This window comes from Xylella fastidiosa, assembly GCF_011801475.1.
GTDB classification, from domain to species: Bacteria; Pseudomonadota; Gammaproteobacteria; order Xanthomonadales; family Xanthomonadaceae; genus Xylella; species Xylella fastidiosa.
The window spans coordinates 2,201,462-2,221,871 of record NZ_CP044352.1; the positions used below are offsets into that span (position 1 = coordinate 2,201,462).

Genomic DNA, 20,410 nt, shown 5'->3' on the forward strand with positions numbered 1-20,410 from the left:
TAGATCACTTCCATGAAGAACTTAATAACTAACGGCTATTTTCCAACTGCCTGAAGTCATTTCCTGAGATTATCAACCAGGCACTACGGTCATGACCCCCGACCTCAACTCACTATCGTGACTGCCAACGTTCTGTTCCCCTTATTTGCCAACCTACACGACCGCGCCGTCCTGGTGGTCGGCGGCGGTAAGGTTGCAGAACGCAAGACAGAGGCATTACTCAAAGTGGGCGCCTTGCCGATTATCGGCGCCCCCTCTCTGACCGCATCGTTACAGCGCTGGGCCGAAACCGGTCGCATCACGTGGCGGCAAGGGACGTTTGAAAACAGCTGGCTGCAAGAAGATATTTGGTTGGTCATCGCCGCCACCGATCAACCCGAGGTGAACCACGCCGCGGCGCGCGCAGCACATGCGCAACGGTTATTCGTCAACGTGGTCGACGACATTGCACTCTCCAACGTGCAGGTCCCGGCCGTGGTCGAACGCGGCCCGTTGCGGATCGCGATTTCTAGCGGCGGTGGCGCACCGATGGTGGCACGCTATCTGCGACAACAACTGGAAAGCCTCATTGACGATAGTTGGGGACGACTGACCACACTGTTCGCGCAACGCCGCGACACTATCCGCGCCCGCTATCCAAACATAGAAGCACGCCGCCGCTTCTTTGAAACCCAACTCGCCGGCCCACTCCAACGATTGCTACGCAAGCAACGCCACGCAGAGGCCGAAGCAGTGCTGGAAGCAGCACTCGCCAAGACTCCCCCCACGGAGTCCGGCAGCGTCACCCTGGTGGGCGCTGGCGCCGGCGACGCCGGGCTACTGACCTTAAATGCACTGCGCGCCTTGAATGAAGCCGACATCATCCTCTACGACCGCCTGGTCAGCGACACCGTGTTACAGATGGCACGGCGCGATGCGGAGCAGATCGAAGTAGGCAAATCCGCAACGGGCCACAGTGTGCGCCAAGAAGACATTCACACCCTGATGCTGCAACACGCCCGTGCTGGTCAGCGTGTCGTACGGCTGAAAGGTGGCGATCCATTCGTCTTCGGTCGTGGTGGCGAGGAACTGGAATTCTTACGTACCCACGGCATCCCCTATGAGGTCATCCCCGGAATCACCGCCGCCCTTGCCTGTGCCGCCTATGCGGGTATCCCCTTGACCCACCGCGACCACGCCCAATCGCTATGCCTGATCACCGCCCATTGCCAATCCTCCCTAGATACCCTGAACTGGGCTGCACTGGCACAAGAACGTCAAACGCTGGCGTTCTACATGGGCGTGGCGGGACTACCCACCATACAGCAACGCCTGTGTGAGGCTGGACGGACCGAAACAACGCCTTTTGCACTGATCGAAAATGGCGCACGCGCGCAACAGCGGGTGCTCACAGGAACGCTGAAAACACTCGCGCACACCGCACAGACATACGCCGTGCGTCCCCCCGCACTGCTGATCCTCGGCGAAGTCACCGCGCTGGCCGAACACCTGCATTGGTTCGGCACCACACCATTATCTGCCCCATGCCCCCCACGCACGCATCCTATAAGCTGATTCAAAGACACACGTATCTGTGTGTACATCCTCCCCGATTACTTCCACAGAGACCTTCATGACTATCTACAACACTATCCTGGACACGATTGGCCACACACCCGTGGTTAAACTGAACCGCATTGCTCCGGCACACGTGGATCTATACATCAAGGTTGAATCATTCAATCCAAGCGGCTCGGTCAAAGACCGTCTGGCACTGGCCATCATTCTCGACGCCGAACAACAGGGGTTATTGAAACCCGGCGACACCATCGTCGAAGCCACTTCGGGAAATACCGGCGTCGCCCTGGCCATGATCGCCGCTGCCCGCGGCTACACGTTCGTCGCCACCATGGTCGAAACCTTTTCGATCGAGCGGCGCAAACTGATGCGCGCTTACGGTGCCAAAGTCATCCTCACCCCAGCCGCCGAACGCGGTAGCGGCATGGTACGCAAAGCCAAAGAACTCGCCCAACAGCACGGCTGGTTCCTCGCCAGCCAATTTTCCAACCCAGCCAACCCTGCCTATCACCGCAACACCACCGCCGCGGAAATCCTACGAGACTTTGCCGGACGCCGCCTCGACCACTTCGTCAGTGGATGGGGCACCGGCGGCACGCTTACTGGCGTTGGTGAAGTACTGAAAATCGCGCGACCAGACATCAAAATCACCGCCAGCGAACCTGCCAGCGCAGCACTGCTCCAAGGGAAGGAATGGCAACCCCACAAGATTCAGGGATGGACACCCGATTTCGTACCGGAGGTACTGAATCGTTCCGTTCCACACCACATCCTCAGTGTTACCGACGACGATGCAATCACGGTAGCCCGTCGCCTGGCCGCGGAGGAAGGTGTTTTCTCGGGGATCTCCGGCGGTGCCTCCGTCGCAACAGCACTGCAGATCGCACAACAGGCCGAACCGGGTGCCGTGATCCTCGCCATGCTCCCAGATACCGGCGAACGTTACTTCTCCACCCCTCTGTTCGCTGACATCAATGAGCATTCAGACGACGCGTGGTTAGCCAGTCTCGGCTGAACACAGCAGAATGTTCCTGAGCTGGCGCAGCGCAACACGCTCCACGGCCGATGTGTCCTCCATCGCACAACAAATGGACACGTCGCATGGACTCCACAGCAATCATCGCCACCCAAGCAAGCCTATCCCGTGCAGTACAGTCACACGAAGCACAAAACTAAAGAACATTAGGAACATTCACAGCCGCAGATACAGCGCACCTCACGCGTTCATCCCATCGCTATCATTAGCGGCTACCATCCCCGCTGCCAACACCCCCGCAGATGGCGTTGCAACACGTAGCACACACTCCTGCGCTTGCCGATACACACACGCAAAGCCCCACTGCGATCTGGTCGCCAAACAGCACATCAAACGCAACGTGGCCCATCTGGCCAGCGCATCATCCTGCATGGATGCAGAGCACCCTCAGCAAGGCCGACTTAACCATGTCAACATCCGACCCCTATGGGTGCGGATGCCGCCAATCCCATTGGCGGCGTTGTTACAACATAGGCATCTCAACGGAAGACATCCGTTTGCACACCGCAAGTGGCGCTGCATCACAACAATGCACTGCCCAACACATCGGGATGCCCAGCGGCAAAGAAACCCGCACCGTGGAAATTTTGCGATTGAAACACGCGGCGCAGCAAAGCCGTGACTGATGCCGAGGCTGAATACTTCAATTAGCTCGGCGACAAAACGTCTGCCAAGCCGATGAGGTGTCATTGGAATATGGATGCTTTTGTTAAGAAACTGCTGTAAACAGTTCGCTATTTCTCAAGTCCGAGTCCCTTTCCATTACGTACAGACTGTTTGACTTTCTCAAGTTTATCAATGAGCACCTGTAATGGGGGCAATCCCATTGACGCACGCCGCTTATCTACAAACTGCTCGTCTTCAATCGGGTACAACTCCAAGTCTCCGTTTGCCTGTGTCCCGTAGCGCTGTGGTTTGTGTTCATAGACCAAGAGGCGGTCTACGAATGTTGCGTAGTCATCCTTGGGGAAATCACCCCTGGCGGCAAGTTCTCCCATTTCTTTCTCAAAGCGCTTCATGAACGCTGGACTGGAGTGCTGGATGATCAGAAACTCGGCGGTGACAGCGTCCTTGCCCACCTCATTGAGCCTGAATAATCCGCGCCCTTGCATCAGCCGTTCTAACTGTTGCTGTCGCTTAAGATCGGCTGCATACAATGCATAATCATCAAATCCAGGCGACATGGCGCGTTTGCGGTCAACCTGATCCTGTTCCCCCATGACGATCAGTTGAGCTGCAATATCTTTTAATTGTGCTGCTGGCCTTCCAGACACGGAACGTTTTGTATCATCGGTATGTGTTGTGTTCATTGGCACACCTGAAGCATGTGTAGCTAACATCAGGGCAGCGAACAGTGCCCCCCTGGTGATTGCATGGATCATTTCTCTACCCACATATCATTGCGTTGGACCGAAGTGTAAGGTGCGCCTTTGCTCTCTAATTCCGAACGCCACTGAGTGAATGCGATGGAGTTCTTGTAGTCTGCATAGGAAGGAGGAGCGGGGAGCGGTAACGTGGCCCAGCTTGCCGTTAAAGGCGGGATTGCTGCGGCCGAAGGGGCAGCCTATGGCGCACTTGGTGAAACACGCACCGGAGAAAATCGGCTCACGAATGCAGGCTACGGCGCATTAGGCGGCGTGTTAGGCCGTGGCGTGAGCGGCGTTGTGCACGGCGCAGCGCGTCGCCTAGTGCGTGAAGCTGATCCGATCCTACGTGCCGCGACCGACATTGCGCAACGTGAAGGGATTCCGCTGCATATTTCTCAGATCGCACAATCCACGCCGCTACGTACCGCCGCTAGTGTCGCAAAATACATCCCATTCAGCGGCGCAGACGCAGCTGCAGGCAATCAGCAGAACGCGTGGAACAAAGCACTAACCCGCCACGTAGGCGATGCAACAGAACGGCTAGATGATCGCTGGTTAGCAAGCCAGAAACAGCGTTTTAACGATACATATAACGCGATTTGGGACGATAGAAACATAGCGTTATCTCCCCAAGCGGCTGCACGTATGCAGGAAGTAGTGAACGATGCGTATCGAGATTTAGGCGCCGACGGCGGGAAAATCGTTCAAAACCAGTTTCACCGTATTTTTAATGACATCGTGCGCGCAGGGCATGAAGGCCCCATTAGCGGCAGAAACTATCAAACGTTGGTGCGTGATTTAGCAGGCGTCCAGCCTGGTACATCCACCGGCCACTATGTAGGCCGTCTACGGAAAGAACTTGTTAACGATGCAGAACAATCGCTAAAAACGTCTAATGATCCTGGCGACGTTGCAGCGCTTGAATTGTTTAAAAAAACCAACCAGCAGTACAACAATTTTAAAACCTTGGAAAAGCTTCTCACGCGCCCCGCAGGTGCGCGCGCAGATATTACACCGGCGGGATTATGGAGCGCGGTTAACGCACGCGGCCCCAAAGCAACGCAAGAGTATCGCGATTTAGCAAAAGTCGGCCAAACCGTCTTAAAAGATCCAATCCCCGATTCAGGCACCCCTGGCCGCATGTTATCTATGGGCCTGCTCGGCGGCGGCGGCGTGGTCACAGGTGGCCTAATACCGACATTAGCCACCATCGCCGGAGGCGTAACACTTGGCGGCGCGCTGAACTCAGCAACGCTAGGAAACCTGCTAGCGCGCAACGCCGCAACCCCGAGCTTACTAGCTCCCTTAGCTCCTCTCTTAACTGCTGAAGGCGCTATTGGCACTTTGCGCCGTGCAGCACGTCAAGCAGCGCAACGTGCATTCATCGTACATCAACAACAACTGCACAACGCCGACTAGTAACCCTATTTCCCAAGGCTTCACAGCAAGCGGCGCAGCGTCCCCTGAATCCTGAATCCTGAATCATCGGACCGCTTGTCTACGCATCGTTCCCAAAACCGCCACAGTACGACTTGAAGCATCAAACATAGAAGGCACCAGCATCACAGCCAGCGCCTTCGCCACAATGAGCAAAGAAGCTCACCCCTTCCACTTACCAAGAGCGGCCAGACCATTTTCCTTGGCCCGCTCGTACACAACCTGCTGCGCTTTGGCGAAATTGCCCTTCATATCCTGTGACCACAACTTCAATGCCGCCTGCTGCATCGCACGGCCATAAGAGAAACTCAACGGCCACGGCAAGGGATCAAATTGATTCATCGCATTCAAATGTGCCGTGGACTGCGCATCCGTCTGTCCACCAGATAAGAACACAATACCCGGCAGGATCGCAGGCACTGTCGATTTCAAACACATCACCGTGGATTCAGCCACTTCATCAATACTGGCCTGCTCCTCACAGTCGGTACCAGGGATCACCATAGACGCCTTCAGAATGGTTCCTTCAAGCACCACATTCTGCTCATACAGCGCATTGAACAGGGAACGCAACGTCGCCTCGGTCACTTCATAAGCAGCCGAGATGTCATGGTTACCATCCATAATGACCTCCGGCTCCACCATCGGCACCAAGCCCTGCTCCTGACACAACGCCGCATAACGCGCTAGCGCGTGTACATTGGCATCAATGCACATCCCTGACGGAATATCATCACCAATGTTGATAACAGCACGCCACTTGGCAAAACGTGCGCCAAGCTTGTAATACTCCTCCAGTCGTGCACGCAACCCATCCAACCCCTCCGTGACCAACTCACCAGGACACCCTGCTAACGGATATGCGCCCTTATCCACTTTAATCCCTGGGATGATGCCATGCTCGGCCATGTACTTCGGAAACGGGACACCGGCCTTCGTGGATTGACGAATGGTCTCGTCAAATAGAATCGCCCCAGAAATGTAATCACTCAATTTAGGGGTCGTCAGCAGCAACTCACGGTAAGCACGGCGATTCTCTTCAATATTTTCGATACCGACACTGGAAAAACGCTTAGCAATGGTGCCGGCGGACTCATCAATCGCAATGATCCCCTTACCCGAGGCGACCATTGCTTGAGCGGTTTCTGCAAGCTGTTCAATACTCATTGGATTCCTATGGCAGCTACGGAGAAAACGGAAGTATAGCGATGAACACCCCAAGAACATTCCCTTTCAAATAAATAGACACACGCAATCACTCCTTCTTAATTCACATCCCAGCCATGCCCTACCCTACATCGCCACTTGCAACTCAACAGGGCAAAGAATAGAGACCAAGATTCAAGCATCAATCGCTCACGCCACCCCGGATCAGAGCACATCAAACAACGGCAACTAATACCCGCTTACACACCGACCCAAGCACCACTGCGCACCACACACTCCCTTGGGCGTAACTCCACCACAACACACACAGACCCTCTCTCCAAGTGCTCCAGAAGAAAACAGCTCACACCCAGTGCCAGTGGATGCTCTGGGACACCCCATCACAGCCAATGTCATCCCCAAGCCATCTGCACCTACAGCCATCGCGTCCTCATGCACACTGCCTAGCAATACAGCAAGCACATCGGCCAGACACAACGCCCTAACTGATAGCAAGATGCAGCAAACACCCATCCATCACCTGAACCCCATACGCTCCTAGAGCAGACCCCATCATCAAGCAAGACACCACCTGCAACAGCGGCCCTGGCGCACACCACAGCCACTAAGGCAACAGATGCACACATCACCTGCACAGCACCGCTCGACGTTCCCATCTACCGCCCATGACCGCCACTCAGACACTGCCGCAAATCACGCCTGCAACACTAGCAAAGGCATCCTGAGACGTTAAAAAAACAACACCCACTGCTACATCAAGCCACAACGGCGAAATCTTCTCTTCACCAAGGACGGCCACACGTGGGCGCTACTACAGTGAAACCTACTTGTATCCGCAAGCCGCAAGCTTAGAGTTCCCACAGACCACTGACACACCCATCAGCGCCTACTTCAAGTAAACGCAGTGTATTGGTTGCGCCAAGCGTTTCCATATGCTCGCCGCTCGTGAACACCACACGATCACCCGGACTCATACAACCACATTCCACCAAAAGACGGATTGTCGCCCTAGCTGCCTCACGCGGCGTTAAACCACGGCTGTCAAAACGCATCGGAAATACACCACGCATCAGCACCATGCGCCGCCGCACATCCTCGTGACGCGTAAACGCATAGATCGGGACGTGCGACCGGAACCGCGAGAGAAACCGTGGCGTCGTACCGGACTCCGTCAACGCAACCACACCACCAAGGCAAATGTGCTCAGATAAGAACATCGTTGCCATTGCAATCGCATGATCTGCACGCTGCAAATTACGCTGCGCCATCTCATAATCAGTATCAAACTCAAACTGGTGTTCCGCTCCCAGACAGATACGCGCCATCGCCTCTACTGCCTTGACTGGATAATCACCTGTCGCCGTTTCAGCCGACAGCATCACCGCATCGGTCCCATCAATCACCGCATTGGCCACATCCAGCACCTCAGCACGGGTCGGTATCGGACTTTCAACCATTGATTGCAGCATCTGCGTGGCAGTAATCACCACCTTGTTCTGTAACAACGCTTCTTTGATGATCTTTTTTTGCAAGCCCGGCAATTGAGCGTCACCAATCTCCACACCTAAATCACCACGCGCAACCATCACCACATCCGAAGCCGCAACAATCTCGGCAAGATTCACGATAGCCTCAGCACGCTCGATCTTAGACACCAACGCAGCATCACAGCCGCACTCCCGAGCAATGCGACGCGCCTCATGCATCTCTTCAGCATGACGACAAAACGAAACTGCAATAAAGTCGATCCCCATCCTGGCAACGATACCAATCAGTTCGCGATCACGATCCGTCAGCGCACCCAGCGACAAACCGCCACCTTGCTTATTCAGCCCCTTACGGTCGGACAACACACCATCGTTAAGAACCGTCGTCACAATCCGCGCACCCTGCACTTGCACCACTTGCAATTGCATGAGGCCATCATCCAGTAACAACACATCTCCGGCGGCGACATCCTGCGGCAACCCCAGATAACTGACCCCAACTTGAGTCGTATCCCCCAGCGACGCATTGCTATCGGCAAGCAGATCAAAGCGCGCACCAGCCACAAGCCGCACTTTTCCCCCGGTAAAACGTCCAATACGGATCTTCGGGCCGGGTAGATCCGCAAGAATGCCAATCTCAACGCCCACATGCGCCGCCGCCGCACGCACTTCAGCAACACGCCTGGCCTGATCCGAAACATCGCCATGGCTGAAATTCAGCCGCACCACATTAACTCCCGCCTTAAACAGCGCATCAAGCACACCAGGCGGATCTGTCGCTGGCCCAAGAGTGGCAAGAATCCTGGTACGGCGCTGGCGTTCAGACATAAAGAAAGCCTCTTTCACAGAAGCTAGCAAAAATAACACAGGCTGTTTTTTCCAGAATGTTACTTATTTTCAGGATGGACATACCTCTCATGTCGCAGCAGACAGACAACCATCATTCCGACCTCATCAGACAACACGTCAGCACATCGCAAGACAGGCCCAGGGACTCCCCGGCAGCACACCCCGGATGCATCCCTCTGCTCCACCACCGGGCACCATCCACACTCCCATCACCTCTCATCAACAACGCCCCACCTATCCAACAAAAACACCGCAACAACCCACAACAACAAGCACCCCAACACAGCGTGACACCGCTTCCGGCACCCCATCACCAAACACGATAAAACGAGGCAGTAACCCCGTAACGATATCCACTTGAATGGATCAACACACCATTGGACTCAACACACGGCTTATCCGCTGCGCGCCTGCAACGCAGCCACCGCCGGCAACGTCTTACCTTCCAAAAACTCCAGAAAAGCACCGCCGCCTGTGGAGATGTAACTGATCTGGTCCGCAACACCATACTTATCAATAGCAGCCAAGGTATCGCCGCCACCGGCAATCGAAAACGCAGACGAGGCAGCAACGGCCCGCGCTAACACCTCGGTCCCCTTGCTGAAGGCATCGAACTCAAACACACCCACTGGACCATTCCAGACCACCGTAGCCGCCGTTTCAATCAAGGCAGCATAGTGCCGTGCCGTCTGCGGACCAATGTCCAAAATAAGATCATCGGCAACGATTGCATCCACCGTCTTCACCGTTGCCGTGACTCCAGGCAAAAACTGCTTGGCAACAACCACATCCGTGGGTAACGGAATCTCAGCGCCACGCGCTTTCGCCACAGTAATAATCTCCCGAGCAGTCTCGATCAAATCCGCCTCATACAGTGACTTACCGATGGGGTAACCGGCTGCGGCAAGGAACGTATTGGCAATGCCTCCCCCCGTAATCAATTGCTCAACGTTATTCACCAAATTGGAAAGCAACTCCAATTTCGTCGATACCTTACTGCCCCCCACAATCGCCAGCAGCGGCTTCACCGGATGCTTCAATCCCCGGCTCAAAGCATCCAACTCAGCCATCAACAACGGACCGCCGGCAGCAATCGCAGCACAACAGATCACCCCATGCGTTGATGCCTGGGCACGGTGCGCAGTGCCAAACGCATCCATCACGAACACATCACATAACGCCGCATACTTCCTTGCCAACGCCTCGTCATTCTCAGCTTCGCCGACATTCATTCGGCAGTTTTCCAATAACACCAACTGCCCTGGCGCAACCTGCACGCCATCCACCCAATCGCGACGCAACGGAACCTCAATCCCCAACAATTGAGACAAACGCTTCGCCACGGGTGCCAATGAATCCTCCTCACTCCACACGCCCTCCTTCGGACGGCCCAGATGCGAAGTCACCATGACCGCCGCACCACGCTCCAGCGCTACACGGATCGTCGGAAGCGAAGCAATAATGCGCTGCTCGGAAGTAATACGACCCTGATCAATCGGTACATTCAAGTCCTGACGAATCAGTACGCGTTTACCGGATAAAGCGAGATCAGTCATGCGGACGATGGACATCTCGATTTCCTTTATAGAAACAAAACGCCATTGTCCTGGTTCATCTGGCAGCAGGTAAACACCAAGCGTCCATCCCACCAACCTAGCTCCGATGACAGCAACAGCCTGCGAGCACCGCCATGCAGTGCCAACACCCGCCAAAACGGGCAAACGGCCATCACTCACACCCCCTGTGCCAGTGATACCGCGCACAACACACCAAAATATGCCCGCATCCCTTGCAATGCCCCTCCTGTCCTCGCCACCCAACCCCACACAGGCAAACGACATCATGCATCGCGCCTGCGGAACCATCAGCGCAACGGCCACCACCACCCAACCATCCACTTTGACAACTCCATACCACCCAAAACCCGCAAACCCATTGGATACTGACGCACAACCGCACAACGCGGCGGCTGAATCGGCAGACCCTCCCAAAATCTGCCTATTGGCCGCTGACTTTTTCAGCCACCAGGCGGCTATTCAGAACACATTGAGGCGTGATGGCCATCGCACCCATGCATCCCTTATTCCACAATGTTGCAATGCTGAAAACGCAACACGCCAGGACGCAACACAAGCCGCTCCGTTAGAATTGCAACGATTTGCAGTCCATTGAGCCTTCCATGACGTGCCGCACCCGCTTTGCCCCCAGCCCCACCGGTTACCTACACATTGGGGGCGCCCGCACCGCACTGTATTGCTGGCTGGAAGCACGGCGCCGCAACGGGCAATTCCTACTGCGCATCGAAGACACCGACCGCGAACGCAGCACACAAGCCGCGATTGATGCCATCCTGCATGCAATGGACTGGCTGGGACTGGACTACGACGAACCCCCTGTCTACCAAACCCAACGCATCGAACGCTACAACCAGGTAGCTGCGCGTCTGCTTGCCGAAGGCAAGGCGTACTACGCTTACGACTCCAAGGACACATTGAACGCCATGCGTGAAGCAGCTCTGCGCACTGGCGAAAAACCACGCTATAACGGCGCTGCACGTGAAGCCAACCTGCCATACCGGGATGATCCCAACCGGGTCATCCGCTTCAAAAATCCGCACACCGGCACCGTGGCGTTCGACGATTTGATCAAAGGTCGCATCCAGATCTCCAACAGCGAACTGGACGACATGGTCATCCTGCGTCCCGATGGCTACCCAACCTACAACTTCGCCGTGGTTGTGGACGACTGGGACATGAACATCACCGAAGTGATTCGCGGCGACGACCACATCAACAATACGCCACGGCAAATCAACCTCTATCACGCCCTGGGCGCACCACTACCCACATTTGCGCATCTACCGATGATCCTGGACGAACAAGGCGCCAAGTTGTCCAAGCGTACCGGCGCGGCTGATGTGATGCAGTACAGAGATTCTGGTTACCTGCCCCATGCACTGATTAACTATCTGGTACGGCTGGGCTGGTCACACGGCGACCAAGAGCTATTCAACCGGCAAGCGCTGATCGACCTGTTCCAAATCAACGATGTCAACTCCAAAGCAGCGCGCCTTGACATGGCAAAACTTGGCTGGGTGAACCAGCACTATCTGAAGACCGATGACCCGGCGACGCTTGCCCCGCCATTGGTCTGGCATCTGGAACAACGCGGTATTGATGTCAGCGCCGGTCCTGCTCCGACGGACGTGATCCTGGCCTTACGGGAACGCGTCCAGACACTGAAAGAAATGGCCGAGAAAGCAGAAATCTGGTACTGCCCATTACAGCGCTATGATGAAATAGCCGTTGCCAAGCATCTCAAACCAGGTGCCGAAACAGCCCTACTGCACGCACGTACGCTGTTAGCCGCACTTCCCGCGTGGACTGTGGACAACGTGGATACCGCCTTGCGCACGACTGCGACAACACTAGAGATCGGCATGGGCAAAGTGGCACAACCATTGCGGGTAGCGATCACCGGGACCCAAGTCAGCCCGGACATTGCCTATACCGTTTACCTCACCGGCCGCAACGAAGCCTTGAAACGCATTGATGCGGCACTGATAAAAATCTCTACGGCTTGAATCCCACGGAATCTCTATGAGTAACGATCACGGCTGCACCGCCCCCCATCACCACGTACACGACGCACCCGAGTTCATCCATGCAGTGGAGCACGCATGTAGCGAACGTGGACTACGCCTGACACCTATCCGCGCCAACGTATTGCAACTGATTGCTCACGCTGGCAAACCAGTGAAGGCATATGAACTGCTGGAATGGGTACGCGAGGGTAAGGATGTCGGCGCCGATGCTCCACCCACGGTCTACCGTGCGCTGGATTTTCTGATGACCCATGGTTTCATTCACAAACTAGAATCGATCAACGCCTTTATTGCGTGCCACCATCCAAACAGCAGAAAGCATTCAGCGCCCTTCCTCATCTGCGATAACTGCCATAACGCCGTGGAATTAGAAGACAAGGATGTCGTTGCCCAATTGAATGCCTGTGCCAGAGCACTGGGCTTTCAACCGCAGATGCAAACGTTGGAAGTCCATGGGATATGCGCCAAGTGCGCCGCACAACACGACCCAACCGCCACTGTTTAAAACACTGTACGAGTCTGTGAAACTCCCATTCATCATTAGCAGCAGCGCACACCCTGCAAACCGCACCTCCAAGAATCACCTCCAGACATAGAACACCTGTTGGACTCAAGAAGATGAAGCACCACCCTGCATCCGCTCCCAAAGTCTCCACGCGGCACGAGATCTAACACCGCCATACTCATTCACGGGCTGCGGCACTGGCATCACGCAGGGCACGGAATTCGGAATCCTCAGCCCAGTTCGGCCAGTGCCGAGCCTCATCCGTCAACACACGACCCAAGGCGTACAGCACCGCCACATCCCGCGCCGCGCCAGCAAACGTCCAATCCGGCTGCCATTCATCCCCCTGTTGGTGATACCGCCGAACCGTATAGTCCTCCGAAGCAGCCTTGCCCGCAGCCACTCCCCCCACCTCCATATCCTGTCCGGCGGAGTATGAAATGGCAGGAACACCGCGCTTGGCAAAAGAGAAATGATCGGAACGGAAAAAATGACCTGCTTCCGGCTTTGGATCGGGGGTATAACGCAGCTTCCAGCCGACGGCAACCTGCTTCAGCATGTCCAGCAAATCCAATTTGGCGGTGCCATAGATCCCAAAATCGCGGGTCGGCCCCTGTGGATTCATCACGTCCATATTGATCACGGCCACGGTCTTCTCCAGCGGATACAGAGGATTGGACGCATAGTATTCCGAGCCAAGTAACCCCTTCTCCTCTGCCGTGACTGCCAAAAACAACACCGAACGCTGCGGTTGCGGCCCCCGAGCAAAACCTCGCGCCAATTCCAGCAACGCCGCAGTGCCGCTAGCATTGTCCAAAGCACCGTTGAAAATGGTGTCCCCCTTGGCATCAGGCGCGCCAACACCGAGGTGGTCCCAGTGAGCGCTGTAGATCACCGTCTCATCAGGATGCGCCCGCCCCTCCAATCGCGCCGCCACGTTATGCGAGGTGATGACTTCAGATTTCACCCGATAATCAGCGCTCAGCGTCTGTCCATTTAAAAGCACTGGTTTGAAATCACGTGATTGGGCTTTGATCTTCAACGTCTGAAAGTCAAGACCAGCATCCTTAAATAACTGCACAGCCACATCGTGCTGAATCCAGGCTTCCAGCTTCGGATGGACCGCCTCTGGATGCTCGCGGACCACATCAAACATGCTGTTGGTATTGGAACTGGCCACGGTCGCCCAACCATACGAGGCTGGAGCCGTTTCGTGCACAATCAACGCACCCAACGCACCTTGGCGTGCTGCCTCCTCGAATTTATAGGTCCAACGGCCGTAATAAGTCATGCCCTTACCGTCAAAATCGCCCTGGCCGGTTTCAAAGTCGGGATCATTGATGAGCATCACCGCAATCTTGCCCTTCAAATCAACGCCTTTGAAATCGTCCCAATGGCGCTCCGGCGCCTTCACCCCATAGCCGACAAACACCAACGGCACCGCATGCAAGGCAACCTGGGACGCTCCATCCAAAGGTGCGCGTACCGCAATCTCCTGCCCCTGAGTCAAAGAGCGGTGCTTACCCGCAGCACCGAGCAACACTCGCGGGGGACCAAGGATTTCCGTACGCCGCAGCGGTACCGTCTGCGTCCATAGACGCTTGCCATCGGCCTGCACATCCCCAGCGGGCTGCAACCCAGCGGCGGCAAATTGCTCACTCAAATAAGCAATGGTCTTCTGCTCCCCTGCACTGCCTGGCGCGCGACCCTGGAAGGCGTCGGATGCCAATTGTTTGACATCCTCAGACATGCGTTTGCCCTCAAACACCGGTGTCGTCTGTGCGAGCAACATCCCAGACACCGACCACCCCAACACCGCCACTGCAATCCGCCTCATTGGCAACACCTTCATCTAGCGCAAAAACACTTTCCGAGTGTAAAGCAGAACGCATCAATCACCGTTAGGGACCATGACACGCAATCGAGACTTGGAGTGCCATGAGCGATACCCGACGGAATTTAAGTGATTTTAGCCTCGTAAATAGAGTGATAAAAAACACAAATAAACGCATTCATCCGGGATTTAATCGAATTTTTGGCTTTAATCCTAACGGCGTTTGAATCACTAACGACCCCCATATCGACGACGGAGGATGAGTGCGCAGAAGATAACGGCCCTCCCTATTAAGGATACTTAATGTCGTTTTCCAAACACTTCGGCAAACTCATGTTAGCCACGTGCCTATCCTTATCTACGGCGCCAGCATTCAGTTACAGCATCAGCCATGGGAAGGTCGTCGATGACAAAGGCAACCAAATCCAATTAAGGGGCGTCAACTGGTTTGGTTTTGAAACCGGAGATCATGTGGTAAATGGACTGTGGGCACGTAATTGGAAAGAATTCATCACACAGCTACAGGGCATGGGATTCAACGCGATACGTTTACCGTTCTGCCCAGCCAATCTAAATAGCAACACATCACCAAGCAGCATTGATTACAGCCGCAATCCGGACTTGCAAGGCTTGAGTTCGCTGCAAATCCTGGACAAGGTCGTCAAAGAATTGAGCGACCGCAGAATGTATGTGCTGCTAGATCACCATCGGCCGGACTGCTCAGCAATCTCTGAGTTGTGGCACACAGATTCATACAGCGAAAAACAGTGGATTGATGATCTACGCTTCGTCGCACACCGTTACGCCAACGTACCCGGCGTCATCGGCTTGGACGTAAAGAATGAACCACATGGCAGAGCCACTTGGGGCACCGGAGATCCAAAAACTGATTGGAACACCGCAGTCGAGCATGCGGCAGCAGCGATCTTGGAGGCCGCACCAAAATGGCTGATCGGAGTCGAGGGGATTGGAGAAAATCCCATCTGCTCCAGCACCATTGGGCATTTCTGGGGCGAGAACCTGGAACCGATGGACTGTACGCCACTGAAAGTCCCTGCCAACCATTTGCTATTGATGCCACACGTCTACGGGCCAGATGTCTACGTACAGCCGTACTTCAATAGCCCTGATTTCCCAAACAACATGGCAGCGATCTGGGATCAACACTTCGGACGTTTTGCGAAAGCCGGCTATGCGATGGCGATTGGTGAGTTCGGTGGTAAGTACGGTGAAGGTGATCCACGCGATATCGCTTGGCAAAACGCTTTTGTGGATTACCTCATCAGTATCGGCGTGACGGATGCCTTCTATTGGGCGGCAAACCAGAACAGCGGCGATACCGGCGGCATGGTTGGCAATGACTGGACCACCCCACGCGATGACAAGGTGAAGCTGCTGAATAAGCTGTGGAATGCCGGTGGTGGTGCCAGTGGTGGTTCCGGCGGCGGTGCTGGTGCTAGTTCCGGCAGTGGTGCTGGCGGCGGCTCCAGCGGCGGTGCTGGTACTGGTTCCGGCAGTGGTGCTGGCGGCGGCTCCAGCGGCGGTGCTGGTACTGGTTCCGGCAGTGGTGCTGGCGGCGGCTCCAGCGGCGGTGCTGGTGCTAGTTCCGGCAGTGGTGCTGGTGGCGGCTCCAGCGGCGGTGCTGGTACTGGTTCCGGCAGTGGTGCTGGCGGCGGCTCCAGCGGCGGTGCTGGTGCTAGTTCCGGCAGTGGTGCTGGCGGCGGCTCCAGCGGCGGTGCTGGTGCTAGTTCCGGCAGTGGTGCTGGCGGCGGCTCCAGCGGCGGTGCTGGTGCTGGTTCCGGCAGTGGTGCTCGCGGCGGCTCCAGCGGCGGTGCTGGTGCTGGTTCCGGCAGTGGTGCTGGCGGCGGCTCCGGTAGCGGCTCCGATCCTACAAAGAGCAAGATTGCTGTTAATACCATCGTAGACAGCGATTGGCATACTGGTTACTGCGAGCGGATCCAAGTGACGAATACCAGCGACAGTCCGAATACCTGGACGGTGACGATTCCAATCAAGGGGAAGATCCAGACGCTATGGAGCGCGCGTTGGTCAGTGAAGGATAACGCACTCACCGCTTTTGGTATGGACTGGAATAAGACGCTTGATCCGAAAGGCAGGACTGAATTCGGGTTCTGTTCGAACTATTGAAGTGCATTTTCTATTCCGGCGGCAGACCGCCGCCGGAGTGGTAACGATGGCATGACAGCATCTCCCAAAAACAATCATTAGGCCTGTGCAACCACGCCGATATTTTTGCGGCGTGGCAATCAATATCCATCACGCGGATACAGACGGATGATGCAGGCCTGGATCGCAATACGAACCTCCTCATATTGAAACAACCAAACAGCATCACGATGCGCATCCAGCATCTCATGGTTGATGTCGATACGGCGGGCAATCGCCGTATGGGAACACAGCTGTGCAGTGGCTCCCCCTGAAGTACCCACAGCAACATGACACCAAAGCAATGTCTTATCAGCACATCCAGTCACTGAACAATCACTCGGCAGAAATACTCTGCATCGCAGATCAATAGGCCGTCAGCAGTGCCCACCGCGTCATGGCTTCATTCACTCAATAGAAGGAACATTTGCGAAAGACGCCGCTACCTCCTACGCTCGGTAATGAATCTTATTCATGGAGTCATACATGCTGCGCCCGCTTCCCCTGCTCATCATCGGTATTCTCGGTCTCGGAACCGCCACTTTCACACCCCAGGTCAATGCGACATCGGGAACTCTGACGATTTCCAGCAAAGCCATTCCGAAACAAGACATTCCAGAGATCGCCTACGAGCGCTTCACCCTGCCCAATGGGTTGACGGTGATCGTCCATGAGGACCACAAAGCACCCGTTATTGCCGTCAACGTGTGGTATCACATCGGTTCGGCAGACGAGCCTGCCAGGAAAACTGGGTTCGCACATCTGTTTGAGCATTTGATGTTCTCTGGCTCGGAAAATCACAAGGCCAGCTACTTTCAACCCTTCGAGAAAATCGGTGCAACCGGGATGAATGGCACCACGTGGTTTGACCGTACCAATTATTTCCAGACTGTACCGACAACTGCGCTGGATATGGCGCTTTGGATGGAATCAGACCGTATGGGCCATCTGCTTGGCGCAATCGGCCAGAAGGAATTGGATACGCAGCGTGGCGTAGTCAAAAATGAAAAACGCCAAAGGGAGAACGTGCCCTACGGACGGGTGACGCAAAATATTCTGTCCAATCTCTTTCCAGCCAATCACCCGTATCAGCACAGCACGATTGGTTCAATGGAGGATCTGGAGGCTGCTTCGTTGGCCGATGTAAAAAGCTGGTTCCAAGCACATTATGGTGCAGCCAATGCGACCTTGGTGTTAGCCGGAGACATCACGCTGGCCGAGGCACGCGACAAAGCGGCAAAGTATTTCGGCGATATCCCCGCCGGCCCTCCGGTGGCACACCAGCACCCCTGGATCACCCCGCTACCGGCACAGAAGCGCGGTGTGCAATACGATCGGGTATCGCAACCACGGTTGTATCGCACCTGGATCACCCCAGAACTGGGGAGCGATACTGTGGTGCAACTGGACTTGGCGACAACTATTCTTGGTGGCAACAAAAGTTCCCGTCTGTATCAGCGCTTGGTCTATAAGGACAAGCTGGCTGACAGCATATCGGCCAGTATTTCTCCATTTGCGCTGGCCAGCCAAATGCAAATCAACGCCGATGTGAAACCTGGGATCGATCCTGCCAAGGTTGAAGCAGCGATTGCCGAGGAATTAAAAAAGTTTCTGGCCGAAGGCCCAAGTGATGATGAATTGCAACGCGCTCAGATGAACTACCGCTCCGATCTGGTGCGCGGCCTGGAGAGGGTCGGTAATAAGGCCGCGATCCTCGCTGCGGGACAGCTTTATCTCAATGATCCAGGTGCCTACAAGCTCGATCTACAACGTGCTGCACAGGCCACGCCCAACAGTGTCAAACAGGCAGCAGCAACATGGTTCAGCAAGGGGGACTATCTGCTGACCGTGTTACCAGTAGGCCCCAATGTTGATCCAGCGACTGAGGATGCAAAGGTCACTGCGCGCCCTGCCGAACCAGGCAAACCAGCAGCCATACTCGCACCCAAAGTTCATTACCACGTGACAGCATCGCAGGTGGACCGCCGCTCTGGGGTACCGGAAGTCACACAGTTCCCTTCTCTAAATTTCCCTGCATTGCAGCGCAGTAAGCTGAAAAACGGCATCGAAGTCATCTTGGCCGAACGGCATACGATTCCGGTAACGCAAATCGTGCTGTTATTTGACGCTGGCTACGCAGCCGACCAAGACGCTAAACCGGGTACGGCAAACTTCACCGCAACGTTGATGAACGAAAGCACGACTTCGTTGGACTCAGTCGAAGTGTCACAGCAGCATCAACGTCTGGGTGCCATCAGCAGTATTTCCTGCGATCTGGATTCCTGTCGTGCTTCGCTGAACGCACTCAACGATCAACTTATCCCATCGCTGCACCTGTTCGCCGATCTGGTACGCAATCCAGCCTTCAAGGCGACAGACATTGAACGGATACGCGGCCAATGGCTGGCCGCCATTGCGCAAGAGAAAACCCAGCCGCAGGGACTGGCTCTACGCATTCTGCCGCCACTGTTATATGGGAAAGGGCATCCTTACGGCATCCCACTGACAGGCAGCGGTACCAATGAAGCGATCCAAAGTCTGACGGCTACAGACTTGAAAGATTTCCAGCAACGCTGGCTACGCCCGGACAATGTACGCATCCTGGTGACCGGTCATACCACGCTTAAATCCATCATCCCGCAGTTGGAAGCCGCCTTTGGTGACTGGCAAGCTCCGAGCACGATCAAAAGCCACAAGCAGATTACCGACGTGGCCGCACAGCTCAAACCACGTATATTCCTGATCCATCGTCCAGAAGCGCAGCAGTCATTGATTCTCGCCGGTCTGTTGGCTCCTCCGACGAAAGATCCCGCTAATCTGGAAATCAATGTAGGTAACGAGGCGTTCGGGGGCACCTTCAGTTCACGCCTGAACATGAATCTGCGCGAGGAAAAACATTGGGCTTATGGTGCAAGTAGTGTGCTCCCCAACGCACAGGGGCAACGTCCTTACGTGTTTATCGCCCCCGTACAAACAGACAAAACGGCCGAATCCATCGCAGAGATACAGAAAGAGGCACAAGACGTGATCGGTAACAAGCCGCTCACCCAAGAAGAAGTGGACAAGATCAAGCAACAGATTATCCGTAGCCTGCCGGGCAGTTATGAAACCAGCGGCGCAGTGTTGGACGCAGTGGAAAGCATTGTCCGGTACGAACGCCCAGACAACTACATACAGACTCTCAAACCACGCTTGGAAGCCATTGAGTCAATCAGTGTAGAGCGCGCCATAAAACGCATCATCAATCCAAATGCGATGACCTGGGTCATCATCGGTGACCTCAGCACCATTGAGGCACCGGTCCGCGCCCTGAAGCTGGCTGATGTGCAAGTCCTGGATAACGACGGTAACTCAGTCTCAACGCATTGAATGTCTGGAATCAGACATTGACACAGCAGGCA

14 protein-coding genes and 2 pseudogenes are annotated in these 20,410 nt (G+C 55.3%); 10 read left to right on the forward strand and 6 right to left on the reverse strand.

Going from position 1 to position 20,410, the window contains the following annotated elements; translation table 11 throughout:
* Positions 1-117 precede the first annotated feature (117 nt).
* From cysG to F7G16_RS10160, 3 genes are all read left to right on the forward strand, one after another.
* The gene (gene cysG, locus F7G16_RS10150; RefSeq protein ID WP_004088148.1) at positions 118-1,554 is read left to right on the forward strand and encodes a siroheme synthase CysG; all 1,437 of its coding nucleotides are present in this window, start codon (positions 118-120) and stop codon (positions 1,552-1,554) included.
* A gap of 58 nt (positions 1,555-1,612) precedes the next feature.
* Positions 1,613-2,572 carry a cysteine synthase A gene (gene cysK / locus F7G16_RS10155; RefSeq protein WP_004088146.1) on the forward strand — a complete coding sequence of 320 codons (960 nt, stop codon included), beginning with the start codon at positions 1,613-1,615 and terminating at the stop codon, positions 2,570-2,572.
* 263 nt (positions 2,573-2,835) lie between these two features.
* Positions 2,836-3,219, forward strand: a complete 384-nt coding sequence (locus F7G16_RS10160; RefSeq protein WP_014607481.1) for a hypothetical protein — start codon at positions 2,836-2,838, stop codon at positions 3,217-3,219.
* Between the two features lie 108 nt (positions 3,220-3,327).
* On the opposite strand, the gene F7G16_RS10165 is transcribed toward F7G16_RS10160, so the two are convergent.
* Positions 3,328-3,903, reverse strand: coding sequence for a DUF6624 domain-containing protein (locus F7G16_RS10165; RefSeq protein ID WP_012382746.1), 576 nt, complete (start codon positions 3,901-3,903; stop codon positions 3,328-3,330).
* A 204-nt stretch (positions 3,904-4,107) separates the two neighbouring features.
* Here F7G16_RS10165 and F7G16_RS10170 point away from each other — a divergent pair, with 204 nt between their 5' ends.
* Positions 4,108-5,379, forward strand: a complete 1,272-nt coding sequence (locus tag F7G16_RS10170) for a hypothetical protein (RefSeq protein WP_004088139.1) — start codon at positions 4,108-4,110, stop codon at positions 5,377-5,379.
* Positions 5,380-5,559: 180 nt separating this feature from the next.
* On the opposite strand, the gene F7G16_RS10175 is transcribed toward F7G16_RS10170, so the two are convergent.
* The 3 genes from F7G16_RS10175 to F7G16_RS10185 all read right to left on the reverse strand — a co-directional run bounded on the left by F7G16_RS10175 (position 5,560) and on the right by F7G16_RS10185 (position 10,471).
* Positions 5,560-6,564, reverse strand: coding sequence for a class I fructose-bisphosphate aldolase (locus F7G16_RS10175; protein ID WP_004084446.1), 1,005 nt, complete (start codon positions 6,562-6,564; stop codon positions 5,560-5,562).
* An 848-nt stretch (positions 6,565-7,412) separates the two neighbouring features.
* Entirely contained in the window at positions 7,413-8,879 is a 1,467-nt protein-coding gene (gene pyk, locus F7G16_RS10180) for a pyruvate kinase (RefSeq protein ID WP_004088137.1), read from the reverse strand.
* Positions 8,880-9,295: 416 nt separating this feature from the next.
* Complete coding sequence (locus tag F7G16_RS10185; protein WP_011098278.1) at positions 9,296-10,471, reverse strand: phosphoglycerate kinase; 1,176 nt, start codon at positions 10,469-10,471, stop codon at positions 9,296-9,298.
* Between the two features lie 205 nt (positions 10,472-10,676).
* Here F7G16_RS10185 and F7G16_RS10190 point away from each other — a divergent pair, with 205 nt between their 5' ends.
* From F7G16_RS10190 to F7G16_RS10200, 3 genes are read left to right on the forward strand one after another with little or no spacing between them, the layout of a single operon-like run.
* Entirely contained in the window at positions 10,677-11,072 is a 396-nt protein-coding gene (locus tag F7G16_RS10190; RefSeq protein ID WP_126709102.1) for a hypothetical protein, read from the forward strand.
* A 7-nt stretch (positions 11,073-11,079) separates the two neighbouring features.
* The gene (gene gltX / locus F7G16_RS10195; RefSeq protein WP_004088131.1) at positions 11,080-12,483 is read left to right on the forward strand and encodes a glutamate--tRNA ligase; all 1,404 of its coding nucleotides are present in this window, start codon (positions 11,080-11,082) and stop codon (positions 12,481-12,483) included.
* Between the two features lie 16 nt (positions 12,484-12,499).
* The gene (locus tag F7G16_RS10200; RefSeq protein ID WP_004084453.1) at positions 12,500-13,009 is read left to right on the forward strand and encodes a Fur family transcriptional regulator; all 510 of its coding nucleotides are present in this window, start codon (positions 12,500-12,502) and stop codon (positions 13,007-13,009) included.
* Positions 13,010-13,187: 178 nt separating this feature from the next.
* Here the strand turns inward: F7G16_RS10200 and F7G16_RS10205 are convergent, their stop codons facing one another.
* The gene (locus F7G16_RS10205) at positions 13,188-14,846 is read right to left on the reverse strand and encodes a M28 family metallopeptidase (protein WP_038233251.1); all 1,659 of its coding nucleotides are present in this window, start codon (positions 14,844-14,846) and stop codon (positions 13,188-13,190) included.
* 300 nt (positions 14,847-15,146) lie between these two features.
* Here F7G16_RS10205 and F7G16_RS12410 point away from each other — a divergent pair.
* Both F7G16_RS12410 and F7G16_RS12835 read left to right on the forward strand, forming a co-directional pair.
* Positions 15,147-16,274, forward strand: a pseudogene (locus F7G16_RS12410) (glycoside hydrolase family 5 protein); the annotation flags it as partial.
* A gap of 486 nt (positions 16,275-16,760) precedes the next feature.
* Positions 16,761-16,991 (forward strand): cellulose binding domain-containing protein, encoded by a 231-nt coding sequence (locus tag F7G16_RS12835; RefSeq protein ID WP_394354810.1) that lies wholly within the window; start codon positions 16,761-16,763, stop codon positions 16,989-16,991.
* Positions 16,992-17,110: 119 nt separating this feature from the next.
* Here F7G16_RS12835 and F7G16_RS10215 read toward each other — a convergent pair whose 3' ends face one another.
* The gene (locus F7G16_RS10215) at positions 17,111-17,338 is read right to left on the reverse strand and encodes a hypothetical protein (protein WP_004090534.1); all 228 of its coding nucleotides are present in this window, start codon (positions 17,336-17,338) and stop codon (positions 17,111-17,113) included.
* A gap of 283 nt (positions 17,339-17,621) precedes the next feature.
* On the opposite strand from F7G16_RS10215, the pseudogene F7G16_RS10220 reads away from it, so the two are divergent.
* Positions 17,622-20,378: pseudogene (locus tag F7G16_RS10220) on the forward strand (M16 family metallopeptidase); the annotation flags it as partial.
* Between the last annotated feature and the right edge of the window lie 32 nt (positions 20,379-20,410).

Coding starts and splice junctions, on each gene's coding strand:
- F7G16_RS10200 (WP_004084453.1), top strand. CDS start 12,500: ATGAGTAACGATCACGGCTGCACCGCCCCCCATCACCACGTACACGAC.
- F7G16_RS10190 (WP_126709102.1), top strand. CDS start 10,677: ATGCCCGCATCCCTTGCAATGCCCCTCCTGTCCTCGCCACCCAACCCC.
- F7G16_RS10185 (WP_011098278.1), bottom strand. CDS start 10,471: ATGTCCATCGTCCGCATGACTGATCTCGCTTTATCCGGTAAACGCGTA.
- gltX (WP_004088131.1), top strand. CDS start 11,080: ATGACGTGCCGCACCCGCTTTGCCCCCAGCCCCACCGGTTACCTACAC.
- F7G16_RS10160 (WP_014607481.1), top strand. CDS start 2,836: ATGGCGTTGCAACACGTAGCACACACTCCTGCGCTTGCCGATACACAC.
- F7G16_RS10205 (WP_038233251.1), bottom strand. CDS start 14,846: ATGAGGCGGATTGCAGTGGCGGTGTTGGGGTGGTCGGTGTCTGGGATG.
- cysK (WP_004088146.1), top strand. CDS start 1,613: ATGACTATCTACAACACTATCCTGGACACGATTGGCCACACACCCGTG.
- pyk (WP_004088137.1), bottom strand. CDS start 8,879: ATGTCTGAACGCCAGCGCCGTACCAGGATTCTTGCCACTCTTGGGCCA.
- F7G16_RS10165 (WP_012382746.1), bottom strand. CDS start 3,903: ATGAACACAACACATACCGATGATACAAAACGTTCCGTGTCTGGAAGG.
- F7G16_RS10175 (WP_004084446.1), bottom strand. CDS start 6,564: ATGAGTATTGAACAGCTTGCAGAAACCGCTCAAGCAATGGTCGCCTCG.